This window comes from Shewanella aestuarii (assembly GCF_011765625.1).
GTDB lineage: Bacteria > Pseudomonadota > Gammaproteobacteria > Enterobacterales > Shewanellaceae > Shewanella > Shewanella aestuarii_A.
In genome coordinates this window covers 923,522-944,376 of record NZ_CP050313.1, presented here as the reverse complement: position 1 = coordinate 944,376, position 20,855 = coordinate 923,522, and the positions used below count along the sequence as shown (strand labels likewise).

General features: G+C 40.8%; 18 protein-coding genes and 1 pseudogene. 6 read left to right on the top strand and 13 right to left on the bottom strand.

All coding sequences use genetic code 11. The features are described from left to right. Nucleotides 1-24: 24 nt before the first annotated feature. Nucleotides 25-1,394, bottom strand: a pseudogene (gene rlmD, locus HBH39_RS04365) (23S rRNA (uracil(1939)-C(5))-methyltransferase RlmD). Between the two features lie 99 nt (nt 1,395-1,493). Here rlmD and barA point away from each other — a divergent pair. From barA to recN, 3 genes are all read left to right on the top strand, one after another. Beyond that, entirely contained in the window at nt 1,494-4,364 is a 2,871-nt protein-coding gene (barA, locus tag HBH39_RS04360; RefSeq protein ID WP_167675948.1) for a two-component sensor histidine kinase BarA, read from the top strand. After that, nucleotides 4,357-4,956 (top strand): YjaG family protein, encoded by a 600-nt coding sequence (locus HBH39_RS04355; protein WP_167675946.1) that lies wholly within the window; start codon nt 4,357-4,359, stop codon nt 4,954-4,956. The genes barA and HBH39_RS04355 overlap by 8 nt, the downstream gene beginning before the upstream one ends. Before the next feature lie 262 nt (nt 4,957-5,218). Beyond that, entirely contained in the window at nt 5,219-6,877 is a 1,659-nt protein-coding gene (recN, locus tag HBH39_RS04350; protein ID WP_167675944.1) for a DNA repair protein RecN, read from the top strand. A gap of 128 nt (nt 6,878-7,005) precedes the next feature. On the opposite strand, the gene HBH39_RS04345 is transcribed toward recN, so the two are convergent. The 10 genes from HBH39_RS04345 to HBH39_RS04300 form a co-directional block, all read right to left on the bottom strand. Beyond that, nucleotides 7,006-7,500, bottom strand: coding sequence for a phosphatidylglycerophosphatase A family protein (locus tag HBH39_RS04345; protein ID WP_167675942.1), 495 nt, complete (start codon nt 7,498-7,500; stop codon nt 7,006-7,008). Then, nucleotides 7,500-8,456: a thiamine-phosphate kinase gene (gene thiL, locus HBH39_RS04340; RefSeq protein ID WP_167679963.1), complete on the bottom strand. Its 957-nt coding sequence runs from the start codon at nt 8,454-8,456 to the stop codon at nt 7,500-7,502. The genes HBH39_RS04345 and thiL overlap by 1 nt, the downstream gene beginning before the upstream one ends. An 85-nt stretch (nt 8,457-8,541) precedes the next feature. Then, nucleotides 8,542-8,946: a transcription antitermination factor NusB gene (nusB, locus tag HBH39_RS04335; RefSeq protein ID WP_167675940.1), complete on the bottom strand. Its 405-nt coding sequence runs from the start codon at nt 8,944-8,946 to the stop codon at nt 8,542-8,544. A 14-nt stretch (nt 8,947-8,960) separates the two neighbouring features. Further along, nucleotides 8,961-9,437: a 6,7-dimethyl-8-ribityllumazine synthase gene (gene ribH, locus HBH39_RS04330; protein WP_167675938.1), complete on the bottom strand. Its 477-nt coding sequence runs from the start codon at nt 9,435-9,437 to the stop codon at nt 8,961-8,963. Between the two features lie 121 nt (nt 9,438-9,558). Beyond that, on the bottom strand, nt 9,559-10,662 hold the full coding sequence (ribBA, locus tag HBH39_RS04325; protein WP_167675936.1) for a bifunctional 3,4-dihydroxy-2-butanone-4-phosphate synthase/GTP cyclohydrolase II: 1,104 nt from the start codon (nt 10,660-10,662) through the stop codon (nt 9,559-9,561). Nucleotides 10,663-10,741: 79 nt separating this feature from the next. After that, nucleotides 10,742-11,398: a riboflavin synthase gene (locus HBH39_RS04320; protein WP_167675934.1), complete on the bottom strand. Its 657-nt coding sequence runs from the start codon at nt 11,396-11,398 to the stop codon at nt 10,742-10,744. A 53-nt stretch (nt 11,399-11,451) separates the two neighbouring features. Further along, nucleotides 11,452-12,588, bottom strand: coding sequence for a bifunctional diaminohydroxyphosphoribosylaminopyrimidine deaminase/5-amino-6-(5-phosphoribosylamino)uracil reductase RibD (gene ribD / locus HBH39_RS04315; RefSeq protein WP_167675932.1), 1,137 nt, complete (start codon nt 12,586-12,588; stop codon nt 11,452-11,454). Between the two features lie 22 nt (nt 12,589-12,610). Next, entirely contained in the window at nt 12,611-13,060 is a 450-nt protein-coding gene (gene nrdR, locus HBH39_RS04310) for a transcriptional regulator NrdR (RefSeq protein WP_167675930.1), read from the bottom strand. Nucleotides 13,061-13,172: 112 nt separating this feature from the next. Beyond that, nucleotides 13,173-14,426 (bottom strand): serine hydroxymethyltransferase, encoded by a 1,254-nt coding sequence (glyA, locus tag HBH39_RS04305; protein WP_167675928.1) that lies wholly within the window; start codon nt 14,424-14,426, stop codon nt 13,173-13,175. Then, nucleotides 14,392-14,541, bottom strand: coding sequence for a hypothetical protein (locus tag HBH39_RS04300; protein WP_167675926.1), 150 nt, complete (start codon nt 14,539-14,541; stop codon nt 14,392-14,394). The genes glyA and HBH39_RS04300 overlap by 35 nt, the downstream gene beginning before the upstream one ends. 138 nt (nt 14,542-14,679) lie before the next feature. Here HBH39_RS04300 and ettA point away from each other — a divergent pair, with 138 nt between their 5' ends. From ettA to HBH39_RS04285, 3 genes are all read left to right on the top strand, one after another. After that, nucleotides 14,680-16,347, top strand: a complete 1,668-nt coding sequence (gene ettA / locus HBH39_RS04295) for an energy-dependent translational throttle protein EttA (RefSeq protein ID WP_167675924.1) — start codon at nt 14,680-14,682, stop codon at nt 16,345-16,347. A 757-nt stretch (nt 16,348-17,104) separates the two neighbouring features. After that, nucleotides 17,105-17,578: an NYN domain-containing protein gene (locus tag HBH39_RS04290; protein ID WP_167675922.1), complete on the top strand. Its 474-nt coding sequence runs from the start codon at nt 17,105-17,107 to the stop codon at nt 17,576-17,578. 133 nt (nt 17,579-17,711) lie between these two features. After that, on the top strand, nt 17,712-18,155 hold the full coding sequence (locus HBH39_RS04285; RefSeq protein WP_167675920.1) for a thioesterase family protein: 444 nt from the start codon (nt 17,712-17,714) through the stop codon (nt 18,153-18,155). Between the two features lie 42 nt (nt 18,156-18,197). On the opposite strand, the gene HBH39_RS04280 is transcribed toward HBH39_RS04285, so the two are convergent. Both HBH39_RS04280 and HBH39_RS04275 read right to left on the bottom strand, forming a co-directional pair. After that, the gene (locus HBH39_RS04280) at nt 18,198-19,724 is read right to left on the bottom strand and encodes a putative bifunctional diguanylate cyclase/phosphodiesterase (RefSeq protein ID WP_167675918.1); all 1,527 of its coding nucleotides are present in this window, start codon (nt 19,722-19,724) and stop codon (nt 18,198-18,200) included. A gap of 95 nt (nt 19,725-19,819) precedes the next feature. Beyond that, nucleotides 19,820-20,662 (bottom strand): HDOD domain-containing protein, encoded by an 843-nt coding sequence (locus tag HBH39_RS04275; RefSeq protein ID WP_167675916.1) that lies wholly within the window; start codon nt 20,660-20,662, stop codon nt 19,820-19,822. Between the last annotated feature and the right edge of the window lie 193 nt (nt 20,663-20,855).

Genomic DNA, 20,855 nt, shown 5'->3' with positions numbered 1-20,855 from the left:
TTGTTTGAAACCACATACAAGTGGTTATTTCACAAGCTCAAATAATGCCATAGCTTCAATGTGATGAGTTTGTGGAAACATATCTATCATACCAATACGAGTTAATTGATAACCTTGCTCAATCAGCACTTTACTGTCTCTGGCTAGACTGGCTGGATTGCATGACACATATACTACTTTTTTAGGTCGCATCTTTTCTAGCCATTGTAAGCTTTCATATGCACCGGCTCTTGCAGGATCAAGTAGCAGTTTATCAATTTTACCCAACCATTTCTCATCGGTTAAATCAGCACTTAAATCTGCATGATGAAAATCCAGATTACTAAGCTGATTCTTGTCCGCATTACTTTTGGCTTGCAAAACCATATCGGGCACACCTTCAACACCTATTACATCAGCTGCCGTGCATGCCAATGGCAAGCTAAAATTACCCACTCCACAAAATAAATCTAACACACGCTCATTCGCTTGGGGGCTAGCCAGTTAATCGCTTGCTGCACCATCGCATGATTAATTGCCTCATTTACTTGAACAAAATTACCTGGGGTAAACTCACAACACACTTCTTTATCACTGTTAGCTAATGATAATGAGTAAAACGGTAATGTGACTTGCTCATGTTCAACTTGCGGATACAACTGCACTAATTTGGCTTCATTATCTTGCAATAATAAAGTTAATTGATGATTTTTGGCAAAATCAGTTAACCAACGAATGTCTGATGCAGGCAACGATTTGGTAATTCTAATTACAGCAAATAAACCATTTTCGGCTTGGCTGAGTTCTAAATGCCCAAGACTGGCTTTCGCTTTTAATTGATTTAAATTTGCTGCAAATGGGGTAATTAAATCTGATAACGGTTTAGCTAATACATGACACTGGCTAATCGACACAATCTTGCTTGAAGCTGATTGCCTAAAACCCAAGTGTAAATGCTGTGTTTTTTTATCAAAAACCGTGGCTAAACGTGCTCGACGGCGATAATGCCATGCATCACCAACAATTGGCGGTGTCACTAATTCAGCTGATAATTCATCACCCGTTAATTTTGACATGAGACTTAACAACGCCTGTTGTTTGTAATCTCGCTGAGCAACAATATTCATATGCTGTAAATCACAACCACCACATTGCGCGTAGTGCGAACAAATAGGATTAACGCGTGTTTCACAAGGTTTATCGACTTTAATCAAATTAGCTTTGGCATAACTTTTCTTCTGCTCAATCAGCTGCACTGTCACATGTTCATTAGGCAAGGCGCCAGCCACAAATACCACTTTGCCTTGATATTGACCAATTCCTGCCCCTAAATGATCAAGTTGGGTGATTTCAATACTAAGCTTTGAGGATAACTGCTTAGATTTGTTTGGTTTAGCTTTGAAGAATTGTGCCATTTTGGCCTCTAAAAATGAATAAAACACTAGTCAAAGACGCGCTATTTCTGGCAGTCTAGGCTGATATCAACACAACAATGTAGGAATAAAACCCAAAACATGAAAAGTAGCGAGAATATGACAAAATACAGCCTGCGATCATGGGTTTTGGTACTGGCGTTAGCTCCTACAATTGTAGTGGGTATTCTACTTGGAAGTTACTTCACCATAAACCGCTTTTATGAGCTCGAAGACACCTTAATCGCAAAAGGGACGAGTATTATTGAGCCTTTAGCGCTCGCCAGCGAATTCGGGCTCATTACCCAAGACAGAGAATCCACCAAAAAAATCCTCTCTGCAGCACAAATGCGAAATGCTGCACTCATTTACTCTGTGGCAATTTTTGATGATCAAAACCAGCTTTTTGTGACTTCGCATTACCACAAAGATTTTGAAATAATGCGTGCTTCACGACCTCTAACTGAGCTTAATGAAACAGAGTTTACCACTGTAGACGACATACTGGTTATTCGCAGCCCTATTATTTCAAACACCAACCTAAAAGCAGCTAGTTTTGTTAACAAAGCTAATTTGGCTCAAAACATAGCCGATATTAGCCCTGAATCTTCACTAAACATTGAGGATGTTGTCAAACCTATCTACAACAACAAAAATGAACAAGTTATTGGTTACATAGCTATTTTAGTCAATAAAGAAAACGCATTACTAGAGCAACACCGCGCCGCAATTGCCGCTTTTATTATTGTGCTCATCGGTGTGCAATTTAATTTGTTTTTTACCTTCCGCTTAGTCAAGCACGTAAACCACCCGATTACAGAAATGGTTAGAGTGGTAGCAAAAATTCGTGAGGGTAAACTAGATACTCGTTTAGAAGGCAACTTAATTGGCGAGCTAGATTTACTCAAACGTGGCATCAACGCAATGGCTGGAGCATTATCTGAATACCATGATGAAATGCAACAAAACATTGATCAAGCCACATCAGACTTACGTGAAACACTCGAACAAATTGAAATTCAAAACGTTGAACTTGATTTAGCCAAAAAACGCGCATTAGAAGCCAGCCGAATTAAATCTGAATTTTTAGCTAATATGTCCCACGAACTCAGAACTCCATTGAATGGCGTGATTGGTTTTGCAAGGCAACTGATTAAAACACCGCTACATTCTAGTCAACTCGATTACATTAAAACGATTGAGCGCAGTGCAAGCAACTTATTAGCCATTATCAATGACATTCTCGATTTTTCTAAATTAGAAGCGGGCAAAATGGTACTTGAAAAAATGCCATTTGCATTACGAGAAACCATCACTGACACCTTAAGTATTATTGTTGGTAGCGCGAGAGACAAAGGACTGGAGCTGGTTATCGATATTGACGGTAATGTGCCTGAAAGCGTAAGTGGCGATGCCATGCGAGTAAGTCAAATTATCACCAACTTAGTGGGTAATGCGATTAAGTTTACTGATGAAGGGAGTATCACGGTAAAAATCACCTTGGTAAATACCACAGAGGAAGCATACACCTTACGTTGTGAAATTATTGATACCGGCATAGGTATTGATGAGAGTCAGCAAGAATATTTGTTTCAGGCTTTTGGTCAAGCCGACTCATCAATTTCTCGTCGGTTTGGTGGCACTGGATTGGGTTTAGTGATCACCAAGCGCTTAATTAATCAAATGGGCGGCCAAATTGGATTTACATCCAGTCCTAACAAAGGTTCTAACTTCTGGTTTATTTTACCATTAGGAATAAGCCAATTTGAAATTGGCGAAGTATTACCTTTAGCCTCATTGCAAAACAAAACGATTTTACTTTATGAACCACGTGAATTAACCCGTGATACCTTAAATCGACGACTAGAGTCATGGCAAGTCAATTTAACCACAGTAGGTAAACGAGAGCATTTAGAAACAACCTTAGCAAACAACAATATTCACTTTAACTACATATTGTTAAGTTGCCACGGTTTCCAAAGCCCAGAAGAATTAGTTGAACACTTAAAGCTTGCTAAAAAACACACAAGCTGTTTAATTTTACTGCATGACTGTATTGATCAAGAGCTAATTGTTAATCACTTGAAGCCAAATACAGATTTACTACTCACTACACCGATCAGCGATTACCAATTGGCTCGTCACTTAATTTATCCACCAGCGCCTAAAGCGCTGCAGCAACAAGTGTTACCCGAGGTCACAACCCATGATACAAAACGCTTGAATGTGACTGTACTGGCGGTGGATGACAACATGGCCAACCTCAAATTAATTGATACCCTTCTACAAGAGTTAGTCGTTAATGTTGTCACTGCTAAAAATGGTAAAGAAGCTATTTCGCTTGCACGAAGTCGAACCTTTGATTTGATCTTTATGGATATTCAAATGCCGGGGATCGACGGTATAACCGCAACTCAGCGTATTCGTCACGAATCAATGAATCGTCACACCCCCATTATTGCCGTCACTGCCCATGCGATTGCTGAAGAACGCGATACCATTCACGCCTCTGGCATGGATGGATTTTTACCAAAACCAATCCATGAAAACTCATTAAAAGCGGTAATTAATCGTTGGATTGCCAAGCCAAAATTTACTCATTTTGACTTGCATACACTCAATTGGGATCTATGTTTAACTCAAGCAAACCAAAAACCTGATTTAGCGTTAGAAATGTTGAAGATGCTAGTTGAATCATTACCACAAACGATTGTTGATATTGAACAAGCACTGCAAGAAAACGATCAACAAGCCATGTTACATACAGTACATAAATTACATGGTGCAAGTTGTTATTGTGGCGTACCAACAACTCAAAAACTTTGCCAAGCAATAGAATCAGCGTTAAAGCACAAAACACAAATAATTGACTTAGAGCCCGAAATCCTTGAGTTACTTGACGAGCTATCTAAGGTAGAATCAGCGGCAACTCAAGTTTTAGAACAGTTATCAATGGACATCAGCCATGACTAGCAAGCCAGGATTTTTTAAACGTTTAAAAGCATTGTCTCTCCCACAAAAACAACTATTTGCAGTAGCCTTATGTCAGCGAATGCTACCAAACTACCAGTTGTTTTCAGAAGTTTGTGAATTTGGCCAACCCCAAATACTCTCTACGGCTTTAGATTTACTCTGGCAAAGTCAGTACGATAGCAAAGCAAAATATAATGTCGATGTTCATATACAACGCTTAGACGAAAACACACCAGACCCCAGTGATTTCGAAGCTTATGGAGCATACCCAGCAATGGATGCCGCAGTGGCCATCTCGACATTAATGAGTGCCATCCACGCAAAAATTGAAGAAGATATCATTAACATTAGCAAACTGTCTTCTTCCACTGTAGCAAACTATATTGAAGCCATTAGCGATGAAAGCTTAATGGATGAAGAACTAGACGAGTTTGTGTTTGCCCATCCAGTGATGCAAGAAGAAAAAGAATTACAAGGCATGCTATTAGATATCATTGAAGCAAACCCTATTATTACTGCTGATCTAGTCAAAGGCCTGCGTAAAGATATCGTCGAGTCAGGCGTATCAAATATTGGTATTTCGGCTAACTAATCCTGTATACCATGCCCTCTAGCATAATTATCTGCTAGAGGGGTGCGCAGCTCCTTCATGCCTAGGCATGCCCCAGCGAAGCATAATTATCAAATTAACAATTCTCTTATAAAATAATCAGTTAAGTAATATTGATCCCATTTTGCTGAAAACCGTACACATTTGAATCAAAAAAACCTCACCTAGGCTACTTTACTGTATAAAAAATCAGTATATACTGTTTATCAATACAGTGGTTTAGTTTTAGCGACAGGACATCAATATGCTTTGCCAACTCAGCATTAATAATTTTGCAATCGTACGTTTTTTAGAACTTGACTTCAAAGCAGGTATGACAACGATTACCGGTGAAACCGGTGCCGGTAAGTCAATCGCCATCGATGCACTGGGGTTATGTTTAGGTAATCGAAGTGATGCGAACACTGTAAGACCTGGAGCCAGTAAAACTGAAGTAAGTGCACGATTTACTCTTAACGATGTGCCACAAGCTAAGCGTTGGTTAGAAGACAACGATCTTGATAATGACGATGAGTGCATTTTACGCCGCACCATCAATAGTGATGGCCGCTCACGTGCATACATCAATGGCAATCCCGTTCCTATTGGGCAGCTTAAAGCCCTTGGGCAACTACTTATTGGTATCCATGGTCAACATGCCCACCATGCAATGCTTAAGAATGAGCATCAACTAACCCTATTAGATAGCTATGCAAACCATAAATTACTATTAGATACCGTCAGCACAAGCTATCAGCGCACCAAACAAATTGAGAATGAATTAAAAGTACTCATGCAAGCTCAGCATGAACGAATTTCTCGCAAACAATTACTGCAATACCAAGTAGAAGAGCTCGACGAATTTGGCTTAGCAGAAGGTGAATTTACAGAAATAGAACAAGAACACAAAAGACTGGCAAACGGTACAGAACTGATAGAAAACTGCCAAGCTAGTTTGCACCTGCTGAGTGAAAATGACGATTACAATATCGATTCACTGCTCAATAAAGTTATTGCATTGGCTGAAAGCCTACAGAATGTCGATGAAAAGCTAACCCCAATAGCCACTATGCTTAATGATGCACTTATTCAAGTTCAAGAAAGTAGCAGCGAGATTGAAGACTATCTCAGCAGACTAGAGCTCGACCCAGAACACTTTTCATATCTTGAAAAACGCTTAACAACTACCATGCAATTAGCAAGGAAGCATCATGTTAGCCCTGAAAAATTAGCTGAACATCACGCCCAATTAAAAGCAGAACTTGAATCATTATCAAGTGATGAGACAAAGCTAGAAGAAATAAAGCAGCAGCTCGAGACAAGTCGTGAAGCCTATTTAAATCACGCACAAAAACTCAGCCAGAGCCGGGCAAGATATGCCAAAGAACTCGATAAATTAGTCACTCGATCCATCCATGAGCTAAATATGCCAAAAGGAAAATTTACTATTTCAGTTAACTTTAATCCTGAAATGAGCAATAGCCTAGGCTGTGACCAAGTGGAATTTTTAGTAACTACCAATCCGGGCCAGCCACTACAACCTATTGCCAAAGTCGCTTCAGGCGGTGAGCTATCACGTATTGGTCTTGGCATTCAGGTTATTACCGCGAAAAAAGTCTCGACCCCAACACTGATTTTTGACGAAGTCGACGTAGGGATTTCCGGCCCAACGGCATCGGTTGTAGGCAGAATGCTAAGAAGTTTAGGTGAATCAACTCAAGTTTTATGTGTAACTCACCTTCCTCAGGTTGCAGGCAACGGCCACCAGCACATGTTTGTCAATAAATTCAACAAAGGTGGTCAAACAGAAACCACCATGCAAAGCTTAGATAAAGAACAACGCATCAATGAGCTTGCTAGGCTATTAGGTGGTGACATTATCACCGAAAACACCTTAGCAAATGCCAGAGAGTTACTATTGTAGACTTGATAAAAAATGGCATCGGTATTAATACCGATGCCATTTAAACTTGCCAGATTAATAACATAATGCTTATACCAGTCATCAAGATTGCGATTATAAGCAATTATTGCAAATTCACTCGCTAGCTTTTATCCCCAAAAATAAACACACACTTGCAAACAAACAAAAGCAAAAATACCGGCTAGCACATCATCAATCATAATCCCAAAACCCCCTTCCACTTTGGCATCAAGCCATTTAATGGGCCATGGTTTGATAATGTCAAAAAAGCGAAAAAAGCCAAAACCTAATGCCAACCATACCCATCCAGCAGGCGCTGCAATCAGAGTGATCAATAACCCAGCAACTTCATCCCATACAATTGCACCATGATCATGCATCCCCATATCTTTAGCAGCCTTATCACAGATATAAATACCAACAATAGTAGCAACTAAGGTGACAGCTAAATAAATGCTTAAGCTAAATTGGCTTAACAATAAGTACAACGGAATTGCGGCAAGCGTACCAAAAGTACCCGGCGCTTTTGCCGCTAAACCGCTACCAAAACCTAGTGCTAAAAAATGTACTGGATTAGATAATGATAATTTTTTTAAAGCTGGATCTTGTGAAAGTAAACTCATTAGAAATGCTCAAAACCTTTAAAGTCTGGGGTAAATGGTTTTCCATCTAGGGTAAATTTCAATTTATCTCCCGCACAAATTTGACCAATTTTGACAAACTTTACCCCTGCATGCAGTAATGCAGTATCAATTGCACCACGTTCAGACTCTGGGACAGTAAACAGTAATTCATAATCCTCACCACCGGTTAATGCATAAGCTAAAGCCTGCTCTTCACTGACACAACTTGCCAGCGCAGTGGAGATTGGGATTTGATTAGCATCAATGACAGCTCCGACATTAGACGCCTTTAATATGTGGCCTATGTCTGACACTAATCCATCAGATAAATCGATAGCACTTGAAGCCAACCCCCGTAGAGATTGTCCTGCTAGTACTCGGGGAGTAGGATAATAATGACGATTTAGCAGGTAATCTTTAAATTGAGGCGCAACTTGATATACACCGCGTAATAAATCAAGACCTAATGCAGAATCCCCCAAGGTACCTGTAACGTATATCCAGTCCCCCACTTTAGCAGCACTTCGCTTTAATGCCTTTCCTTTGGGGACTTGACCATTAATAGTGATGTTAATGCAACGAGGGCCACGTGTCGTGTCGCCACCAATTAAAGCAACTTGATAATATTCTGCAGCTTCGAATAATCCATTACTAAATTCACTCAACCATTGCTCATCAACATTAGGTAAACTTAAAGCGAGCGTCATCCATGCAGGCTCTGCACCCATGGCAGCTAAATCAGACAAGTTTACCGCTAATGATTTATAACCCAATGCATGTGCAGGCATATCAGCAAAAAAATGCACCCCCTCGACAAGGGTATCGCATGATATGGCAATTGATTTGCCACTTGCTGGCTCAACAAGCGCGCAATCATCGCCGATATCTAATAAGACATCACGACGCTTTTGGCCGCGATTGAGGAAATATTTTTCGATCAGTTGGAATTCTTTCACGCTCGCTCTGGTGCGGGTATTCCGCCCACCTTTTGAAATCATGTTGACACAAATAAAAACGGTATCCGAAGATACCGTTTTTGTTTTATCTGTTTTTAACGATTTTGTCTAATAAACCGTTTACAAACTTATGGCTATCATCAGCACCAAAGGCTTTGGCTAATTCGATACCTTCATTGATGGCCACTTTAAACGGCACATCTTTTTTAAAGGTTAGCTCGAATGTCGCTAAACGAACAATGGCTTTCTCTACTGGTGAGACATCATCAAAGTCGCGATCTAAATGCGGCTTTAGCAATTCGTCAATTTGCGCTGTTTTAGCGGTTACACCCGCTAAAAGCTCACGAAAATAAGCAACATCAACACCATCTAAACTTTGTTCAGTTAAAAACTCATGTTCAACATCAGCAACATTATTGCCAGTTAATTGCCATGAGTATATAGCTTGAACGGCTAAACGGCGGGCCTTACGGCGCTCAGAAGGCTTCATTACTTTTCCTACTATTACAACTGTTGTTCTAGTTGTTGCAGCACATTAACCATTTCAAGTAAACCAAGCGCGGCTTCGCCACCTTTGTTACCTGCTTTTGTACCAGAGCGCTCAATAGCTTGCTCAATGGTATCTGTAGTTAACACACCGAATGAAACTGGGACATCAAATTCAAGCATCACTTGAGCAAGTCCTTTATTGCATTCACCGGCAACAAAATCAAAATGAGGAGTACCACCACGGATCACAGCACCTAGTGCAATAATACCGTCAAACTGACCACTCGCAGCAACACGGCGAGCCGCCAAAGGTAGCTCAAACGCGCCAGGAACTCGGACAACGGTAATGTTGTCATCAGAGACTTGGCCAAAACGTTTTAATGTATCTATTGCGCCTTCAAGCAGACTTTCAACAAGAAAACTGTTGAAACGCGATACAACGATCGCCACTTTGGCATTTTTCGCTTCGATATTACCTTGAACTACGTTCATTCTATCTTACCTAAATTAGCTAAAGCACCCATCTGGGGCGAAAGAGGCAATATGATACCACAGCCAAACGCCCTGAGCTCTATGCAATTAATGAAAAAATTAAAAATTAAAAACCAGACTATTATTCCGAGATATAATCAGTGACTTCTAATCCAAAACCCGACAATGAATGGTAACGCTTAGGCGAACTTAATAAGCGCATTTTGCTCACACCTAAGTTAGCCAATATTTGCGAGCCAATACCCACGCGGCGTGATGTACCTTGCCACTGAGCAGGTGCAGTTGCCTGACCATTATCTTCGGCTTCAAACGCTTTCACTTTTGCGAGTATCTCACTGGCATGCTCTGTATTAGCTAACAGCACTAATACGCCATCTTCAGCGGCAATACGTTCCATTGCGTTTTCTAATGGCCAACTACGTTTTTGATCACGCTCTGAGTGCAACAAATCATTAAAGGTATTTTGTAGATGAACGCGTACTAAGCAATTCTCTTTGACCTCACCTTTAACTAATGCATAATGCAATTGATTATCAATAGTGTCGCGGAAAGTTACCATTTGGAACTCGCCAAAACGAGTGGGCAATTTACAGCTTGCTTCACGCACCACTGTGGTTTCTTTGGTGTTACGATACTCAATTAAATCAGCAATTGTACCGATTTTAATACCATGTTTTTCACTGAAGATCTCAAGATCTGGACGACGCGCCATCGTGCCATCTTCATTCAAAATTTCAACAATAACGCCAGATGGTTCAAGCCCAGCTAAACGCGCCAAATCGCAACCTGCTTCAGTGTGGCCAGCACGGGTCAATACCCCACCATCTTGCGCCATCAATGGAAAAATATGACCGGGTTGCACTAAGTCTGCAGGCTTTGCATCTTTAGCCACTGCAGCTTGTATCGTCACCGCACGATCATGAGCAGAAATACCGGTTGTCACACCTTCAGCGGCTTCAATAGAGACGGTAAAATTCGTTGAAAACTGGGCATTATTATTTGTCACCATCAGCGGCAAGCTTAATTGCTGACAACGCGCTTTGGTCATGGTCTGGCAAATTAATCCTCGTCCATAAGTCGCCATAAAGTTAATTGCTGCCGGTGTGACTAATTCAGATGCCATAATAAGGTCACCTTCATTTTCACGGTCTTCATCATCCATTAAGATAACCATTTTACCTTGACGAATGTCTTCGATGATTTCTTCAATACTGTGTAACGCCATGTGGGGAACCTTTTTGTTGTAATCGTCGTTGCTTGTGATGTTTTAATAGGGTAAATCTTTAAACCGATAAAGCTTGTTACTAACGCATAAAACCTGACTTTGCCAATAACTCCATCGTCACACCGCCACTTTCTGTATGTACAGCAGGGCCTTGCATTAGCCGTTCTAAATATCTTGCAATTAAATCCACTTCAATATTAACCGTGTCGCCAGCTTGTAAATTTAACAAGGTAGTTTCAGTGGCCGTATGAGGCACAATCGTTAACCTAAATAGGCACCCTTTAACTTCATTAACCGTTAAGCTCACGCCATCAATAGTAATTGAGCCTTTATGAGCAATATATTTAGTTAATTCAGTTGGCGCTGTTAACCAAAATTCTATCGCTTGACCGCGATATAAGCGCTGCTCTACTTTAGCAATACCATCAACATGACCACTCACCATATGGCCACCTAAACGCGTGGTGGCGGTGACGGCTTTTTCTAAATTCACTTGCTGACCAACTTGGTAATGAGCAAAGCCTGTTAAAGCGACAGTTTCAGCAGACACATCTGCCACATAGCCATCTGCCAAGGTTTGTACCACAGTTAAGCAAACACCATTAGTGGCAATACTGTCACCTAGTTTGACATCGGCTAAATCTAAACTACCACTTGCCACCGTCAGCCGAATATCATCACCTTTACGTTCGATTTTGCGTAAAGTACCTAAGGCTTCAATAATACCAGTAAACATAGTGACTCACTTATTCATGTGTTAGCAGGTTATCTATAAACCTAACGCTTATTTTAATTGAAACGAAATACAAAACGTGTGTCTTGACCGACATTTCGCTTATCTTTTAATAACATTTTTGGTGCCTGCTCGATTTTGTGGTAATCAGGTAGTTGCAGCATATTTCGTCCTGCGCTGCCTAACAGTTTTGCCGCTTGATATAACACTAACTCATCGGCCAAATTGTGTTCTATGACACTACCCGCTAATGTTGCACCCGCTTCAATAAGCACTGTGTTACAAGTTTGCCCCAAATGAGTCAACACACTGTGTAAACAGACTCTATTTTGCAAGTCCTTGCTAGCAATAAATACGTTAACATGAGCAGGAAATTGCGCTTTAACGGCTTCAGGGTAGTCAACCGTTGTCACCAGCAGTATTGGACTAGTAATTGCAAATAACTGATAATTCGCCGTCATTCGCGCTTTAGAATCTAATATAACTCTTATTGGTTGATGTATAGATGAGGGTGAAAGTGTATTTTTCAAGCTTCCAAGCTGTTCATAACGAACATTTAACTGCGGGTCGTCGGCAATAATCGTTTCGATACCTGTGATTAAAGCGCAATGACGAGCGCGCAACCTTTGCACATCACTGCGGGCCGCTGAGCCAGTAATCCATTTAGATACCCCATTTGATAAAGCCGTTTTACCATCAATACTGGCAGCCACTTTGACGGTAACCCAAGGCATACCGGTTTTCATACGTTTCATAAAGCCAAGGTTAACATCAAAGGCTTCGTCTTCAAGCAATCCTACGTCAACTTGAATACCTGCTTGTTCAAGCATGGCAATGCCTTTTCCGGCCACTTGTGGGTTGGCATCTTTTACCGCTACCACCACTCGGGCGATGTTGGCATTAATTAAACCTAATGCACATGGCGGAGTGCGACCATAATGACTACAAGGTTCAAGCGTGACATAAGCTGTTGCCCCTTCAGAACTAAACCCATTATCTTTTAACTGTTGCAAGGCATTAACTTCGGCATGCCCTTGACCTGCAACCTGATGGTAACCTTCACCGAGTATTTGATCATCTTTCACTATCACGCAGCCAACACAAGGATTAGGACGTGTGGTATACAGACCTTTACGGGCAAGTTGGATGGCTCGGCTCATCATCTGATGATCAAAAACACTAAAAACGGCCATGGTTGATTCTCTAAATAAAAGTCTATTTTTGTAATTTCGCGATAGCTTCGCCAAATTGAGACACATCTTCAAAAGCACGGTAAACGGATGCAAAACGAATATAGGCCACTTTGTCCAAATTCATCAATTGCTCCATCATCAAATTACCTATCATTTCTGAATCCACCTCACGTTCACCGGTAGCGCGCAATGTTGATTTTATTTTCGATAAAGCTTGTTCAATTTCATCGATGGATACAGGACGTTTTTCTACTGCGCGCAACATACCACCGCGTAATTTATCCTCATCAAAAGGCTGGCGAGAACCATCACGTTTGATAATTCGTGGCATAACTAACTCTGCACCTTCAAAGGTAGTAAAGCGCTCATGGCATTCGGTGCATTCTCGGCGACGACGAACTTGGTGACCATCGGCAACCAATCTTGAATCGATAACTTTGGTGTCTGTCGCGCTACAAAAAGGACAATGCATTCAACCTCCCGCAAAAATAAAATGGCCGCTAAAATTAGCGGCCATTTAAGTTTATCTTATTTATTGCTTGAGGTTAACTAGCATGTAAGAAACAGCTAAGTTAAGGTGCAAATTAAGCGTAAACGGGAAACTTAGCACATAACTCAAGCACTTGCTTTTTAACACGCTCAATTGTGGCTTGGTTAGTGATGTCATCTAAAATGTCACACATCCAACCGGCAAGCTCGATGGCTTGTGCTTCTTTAAAGCCACGACGGGTAATTGCAGGCGAGCCGATACGTAAACCAGAAGTCACAAAAGGTGAACGTGGATCGTTAGGCACAGAGTTTTTGTTCACTGTGATATTGGCAAGACCTAACGCAGCATCCGCATCTTTACCTGTAATGTCTTTGCTAATTAAATCAAGCAAGAACAAGTGGTTTTCAGTACCACCAGACACCACATTAAAACCACGTTCAATAAAGGTATTAGCCATCGCTTTTGCATTAACAACCACTTGTTGCTGGTATACTTTAAACTCAGGCTCTAATGCTTCTTTAAATGCCACCGCTTTACCGGCGATCACATGCATTAAAGGACCACCTTGACCACCTGGGAATACAGCTGAATTTAACTTTTTGTATAAGTCTTCATCATTAGCGGCTGAAATAATAATGCCACCACGAGGTCCTGCTAAGGTTTTGTGAGTTGTTGAAGTCACAACGTGAGCATGTGGAACGGGTGTTGGGTATACGCCCGCGGCCACAAGACCTGCAACGTGTGCCATATCAACAAATAAGTAAGCATTAATTTTGTCGGCAATTTCGCGCATTCTTGCCCAATCAACGATACCTGAATAAGCAGAGAAGCCACCAATCATCATTTTGGGTTTATGCTCAAGCGCTAAACGCTCCATTTCGTCGTAGTCAATTTTACCAGACTCATCAATACCGTATGGAATGATGTTGTATAACTTACCAGAAAAGTTAACTGGTGAACCATGGGTCAGGTGACCACCATGGGCTAAGTTCATACCTAAAACGGTATCACCAGGCTGTAATAATGTCATATATACAGCACTGTTAGCTTGTGAACCTGAATGAGGTTGTACGTTCGCGTATGTTGCGCCAAATAATTCTTTTGCACGCTCAATCGCCAAGGTTTCAACAACATCAACATACTCACAACCACCGTAATAACGCTTACCTGGGTAGCCTTCAGCATATTTATTGGTTAACTGTGAACCTTGCGCTTCCATCACGCGAGGACTGGTATAGTTTTCAGACGCGATTAACTCGATGTGCTCTTCTTGACGATTTGTTTCATCTTCAATAGCTTTAAATAATTGTGGATCATAATCCGCGATATTCATCGATTTCTTCAGCATGGTGACTCCAACGACAGGTTCTAATAATATTAAGTAGGGTTGCGCGGTATTCTACTCTGCCAAGAAAATTAATCACAGTGTTAACAACATGAAATTCACTGTGTTCTGAATTCAAAACGATTCCCGTTAGCTTGCTTGATGGATTGACCTAGTTAAGTCTTATTTTTTTACCTTAACCTGTCAGCCAAGCAGTTGAGTTCGCATCACAATAAAGTAGAATTAAGCCACTTTAGTTAACCCAATAGAGATCCTCATGGCTCAATTTGTATATAGCATGCTTCGTGTGGGCAAAATTGTTCCACCTAAAAAGCAAATCCTTAAAGATATTTCTCTTAGCTTTTTCCCAGGTGCCAAAATTGGTGTACTAGGTCTTAATGGCTCAGGTAAATCGACCCTACTACGCATTATGGCTGGCCTTGATACTGAAATTGAAGGCGAAGCACGTCCAATGCCAGGGCTTAAAATTGGTTACTTGCCACAAGAACCTAAATTAAACCCAGAACAAACTGTGCGAGAAGCCATTGAAGAAGCAGTCAGTGATGCCAAAAATGCTCTGACTCGTTTAGATGAGGTTTACGCTGCCTATGCTGAGCCTGATGCTGATTTTGATGCGCTCGCCAAAGAGCAAGGTGAACTTGAAGCAATCATTCAAGCTCAAGATGCCCATAACTTAGAGCACATTCTTGAAAGAGCCGCCAATGCTCTTCGTTTACCAGATTGGGATGAAAAAATTGAAGTCCTTTCTGGTGGTGAACGCCGTCGAGTTGCAATTTGTCGTTTACTGCTTGAAAAGCCTGAAATGCTATTACTTGATGAACCAACTAACCATTTAGATGCTGAATCCGTAGCGTGGCTAGAACACTTCTTACAAGAATACACAGGTACAGTGGTTGCTATTACCCATGACCGTTACTTCTTAGACAATGCGGCCGGTTGGATTTTAGAACTTGACCGTGGTGAAGGTATTCCTTGGGAAGGCAACTACTCTTCATGGCTAGAACAAAAAGATGCTCGTTTACAGCAAGAATCTGCTGCAGAAAGTGCACGCCAAAAGACCATTGCCAAAGAATTAGAATGGGTTCGCCAAGGTGCTAAGGGCCGTCAATCGAAAGGCAAGGCTCGTATGGCCCGCTTTGAAGAATTGAACACCAATGACTATCAAAAACGCAATGAAACCAATGAGCTATTTATTCCACCAGGACCTCGTTTAGGTGATAAGGTCATTGAAGTCACTCATTTAACTAAGTCTTATGGCGACCGAGTATTAATTGATGATTTATCATTTACGGTTCCTAAAGGCGCTATCGTCGGCATTATTGGTGCTAACGGTGCAGGTAAATCAACCTTGTTTAGAATGATATCTGGCACAGAACAACCCGATAGTGGCAATATTTCAATTGGTGAATCCGTCAAAATTGCATCAGTAGAGCAGTTCCGCGACTCAATGAATGATAAAAATACTGTATGGCAGGAAATTTCTGGTGGGCTAGATATCATGAAAGTCGGCAATACAGAGATCCCAAGTCGTGCTTATGTTGGACGTTTCAACTTCCGCGGCGGTGACCAACAAAAGATTATTGGCACACTGTCAGGTGGTGAGAGAAACCGTGTACATTTAGCCAAGCTTTTACAAGCTGGCGGTAACGTACTGTTACTCGATGAACCAACCAACGATTTAGACGTAGAAACATTACGCGCACTAGAAGAAGCGTTGCTTGAGTTTCCTGGCTGCGCCATGGTTATCTCGCACGACCGCTGGTTCTTAGACCGGATCGCCACTCACATTTTAGATTATCGTGATGAAGGTAAAGTTAACTTCTATGAAGGTAACTACACAGAATATTCAACATGGCTGAAAAATACTTATGGTGCCGATGTTGTAGAACCACACCGCCTAAAATACAAACGTATGAGCAAGTAAGCTAAATACTAATACTTTTAGCCAGTTAACATAACAAACAGTCACATATGTCTCTGTTTGTTATGTTTTTATCTTGTCTATGTCAAAATTTTGTCATTTAAATTCATTCCTAATCATAATCTGTTTGTAAAGACCTACTAACTTCAGTATCATCGTTTCTTAATGGAATTTTTTTGTGCACGACTGACTCTTTCATCAGTTCTTATTTCGTAGAGACGGGGGAATGTGTGCCTATGTGCAAGCAACTCTTTTGCTGCACTAGAGTCATTAATTCATAAGAACAAAGAAAATTAACTCAAATTGAAAAGTCAGAAACACACGATTGAAATAGCCAACCTACTAGTAACGATTAAAGACAAAGTGATCATATACAGAGAAGTTTTGTTACAAAACAAAGTTTACGCAAGAACAAATACTTAACTGCCCAAAACCAAACAGTCTATATAAAAGGCATTTTTCTAAAGGCGATTATCAACAAGCTTAAGATGACCGTTCAGAGAATCGCATCCCTGTTGGTAAGCTATTTGAGTGCAAAAATTCAAGACTTTATCCCAACGTCGCAAAAGGAGTTGTTTTTTTAGGGGGTTAATTAGAACAGGATATATAGCACCTGAGGCAATAACTGGCGAAAGGTTCCTGCCTCAGCCAATGCAAAAATACGGTTCGACTATCAACCCGAACCGTAACACTAACTTCAACCCATGGAGGCGGCAATTAATCCCGAAACTAAAACAGCGGGTATCCTTGTCGCATAATAATGAACAAAATCGCCATATTTGTCGACGTACAGAATATTTATTATACCTGCAAGCAGGCCTTCAACCGCAGCTTTAACTACCGAGAACTCTACAAGCAACTAGCTGTCAGAGGAGAAATTACACACGCTTATGCTTATGCTATTGCTCCTAACGACGATGGCCAAGTTAAGTTCCAAGACGCATTACGCTACATCGGCTTTGAAGTAAAAACAAAACCTTATATTCAGCGCAGTGACGGTTCAGCAAAAGGCGATTGGGATGTGGGCATAACCATAGATATGTTGGAATTAGCACCAGAAGTCAATGAAGTGATTTTACTATCCGGTGATGGTGATTTTGATCTCCTAATAAAAACCATTAACCGTAAATATGAATGTTTTACCCATGTGATTAGTGTTGAGGCGTTAACCGCAAAATCTTTAACAGATCAAAGCCAAGAATTTACGCCAATCACCCCAGAGCTACTTAAGTAAACCCATTATATATCAACTACTCGCAGCTAAAGCTACAGATATTACTGGAGTTACTGTAGAAGTGATTGTTTGGTTGATTGCGCAGGGGCGCCGTTGGAAATAGTTAAACAATATTTGGAACAACAGGAAAGTAATGAATAAGCACACACCTACAACTACCCTACTTTGGAGTAAAACGGCTCATTTTAGTGTGCAAATTTACTATGAAGATACCGATTTTTCAGGCGTGGTCTACCATCCAAACTTCTTGAAATATTTTGAGCGTGCGCGTGAGCATGTAATTGGCGCCAATATCTTACAACAACTCTGGGCAGAGCAAGGGTTAGGTTTTGCGGTTTATAAAACGGATATGATTTGCCATGAAGGAGTCGAATTTGCCGATGTTATAGATGTAAGAACTCAGTTTTGTTTTGAAAGTAAATATCGCACAATTTGGAAGCAAGAAATATGGCGCCCCCAAGCAAGTAAACCTGCAGTGACCGCCACCATAGAGATGGTATGCATGAACAAGCATCGTCAATTAAGCCCCATGCCTAACAATCTAATGAGCTTATTAAGTCAAGCTATGCCTGACTAGCCCCAGATATCGCTATTCATTTTACCCGTAGTGCTATGAGTTTTAGTGACTAATAGGCTGTTTATTCTCATCAATCTTCCACTGTTGGTGCTCAGCATGAAATCGTATCAATGCTTGCTCCAGTCCATCTGCCGCCATAGGTTTGGCAAAAATATCACCTTGGATCCTATCTGCACCAAAGGCTGTAATCGAATGATAAACGGTTAACGTTTCTACACCTTCGACAGTCACTTCAAATCCAAGCTCTTTGGCTAACGCTATGGTCATTTTGACGATATTTTTTGCTTGTTCATCCTGCTCAAATCCACTCAAAAAAGCTTTATCAATTTTTACTTCATTGACCGGCAGATAGCGTAAATAGGCAAGCGATGAATGACCGGTTCCAAAGTCATCAATAGCAACTTTCACCCCAATAGCTTGCAAGCGCTCAATGGTATCAATCGCTTGGGTATATGACTCCATCAATGCACTTTCAGTTATTTCAACCATTAAACTGTCAGCCGGCACCCGATAGTGATGTAATCTCTTGTTTATATCTTCCACTAAATTGTCACTATGCATGTCAGCACCAGAAAGATTAATCGCAACTTTGACAAACACACCTTGCTCACGCCATGTTGCAAGTTGAGAAATCACCTTATCAAGTACCCAATGACTAATTAAACTAATCATGCCGGTTTTTTCAGCTAATGGAATAAACTCATCCGGAGAGATATTACCTAAGCCATCATGATGCCAGCGGATCAGAGCTTCAACTTGTACGCATTGACCGGTTTTCGTTTCAACTTTGGGTTGGTAGACCATAAACAATTGATTTTGCTTTAGACTTTTTGGCAAGCTGTTAATAATCAATAATTCTCGATACTGCTTTTTATCGTCCCCTTGATCATAGTAAGCAATATCTTGATGATATTGTTTAGCTTTTTTTAATGCTAGGTCCAACCTTCGCAGCATAATACTTACATCGGCATGATGTTCCGCCATTGCCAATACACCCATTTGTACCTTAACGCTAATCGGCTGCTGTTCAATATAAAAGGGTAATTGCAGGCGTTGTTTAAGGTCTGACAGTTGAGCGGCGCTGACATTATGATTAAAAAATAACAAAAATTCATTACCATTCATTCGCGCCACAAATTGCGCCTGCAATGGCATGGAAGCAATTCGCTCAGCAAATGCTTTAAGTAAATGATCACCAAATACAAAGCCAAATAAATCATTCACAAACCGAAATTGCTTAATATCGACAAGTATAATCATCCCCTCAGCGTTAGGCATTTGACTGACAATTTTGCGTTTAAAGCCCACTCTATTAAATAAGCCTGTTAGCTTATCTTTTTCAACATTAAAGGGGATAGACTGTTGTAATTTGAGCAATGCTCTGATTAGCGGTAAAAAAGCGTTAGGGGTAGCACCAACATCGATGGGGGTAATATTGATAAGCTGTTTTTCAATGATGTGTGTGAGGAATTGCAAATAACGATGTTGACGCCAGCAATATAAGCCACCGACAATAACCACTAAGCTAAGTAAGCTTACAAAGAAAGACAGCCAATAAGCATCATTCATATAGTGTTGATAACTCTACCTTCATTGCATGAAAATAAGCACTTTTGTGGTCAATGGCAACAATCAAAAGTGCTCATTATTCTATTGATAACAGGTTACTCGTAGCTTTGCATAATTGAATGATAAATCTCCGAGAACTCATCACTGCCTAAGTCTTCCGGTGTGACAGGTAAGCCGCGTTTTGCAAATACATCTAAGCGCTGCTCTAATTCCTCACCAGCACGTAACTCACCGGTATAAAACGCAGCAGAGCGAATAAAATCAAGATAAGTCACTCTTTCAGGTAGGTAATGTAAATCAGCCCAACGCTCAACCACTTCCATAACTTCAGGGGCAAAATCCCAGCTTTTCAACACAGCTCGACCAATTGGGCCTTGCATTTTACGCACAAGACCACGTAATTGTTCGATACTGGTAAACAGCTCTGGGTGGATCTCAGCTTCAGATAATACTGGTAGAGCACCAATATTATGTACCAAACCAGCTAAGGTTAATGTTTCACGATCCAGTTTTTTAGATGGGTTACGCTTGTTATAAATATCCAGCATGGCGCAAGCCGATGCGGTGACTTCAATCGAGGTTTTCCATACTTCATCCATCACTTCCCACACCATTTCATTGGTAGAGATAAATAATTGCTCCATTGCAACCGAAGTGGTAATTGATTTAATTTGAATTAAGCCAATACGATTCACTGCCGCACTAATGTTTTCAGCTTTGTTACCGCGGGAATACAAAACACTGTTAGCAACCTTAATAATACGGGCAGAAATTGCAGCATCTTGTCCAATGATATCGCCCACTTGTTTCAAGCTAGAGTCAGGACGCGCAACCACTTCTTGAACTCGCATAGCCACTTCAGGCAATGTAGGTAAGACTAACGCATCGTCTTTTAGTTTTTTTAATAAGCTGACCAATAGCTGATGTTCAGTAGACATCTTGTCTCCAGAAAAATGAAAATTTATAGCCAAAGATTGTATACCTAATTGCCGGTTTAAAGCGAGTCAAGTGAATCAAATCAGTCATATTTTTATGACAATCATGCAAAAATAACCATACTTATAGTTAAATTTATTTACGCTTCGCTGCTCACAAAAACTTGGGTTAAGTTTGCAGCGCATCATAAACTCA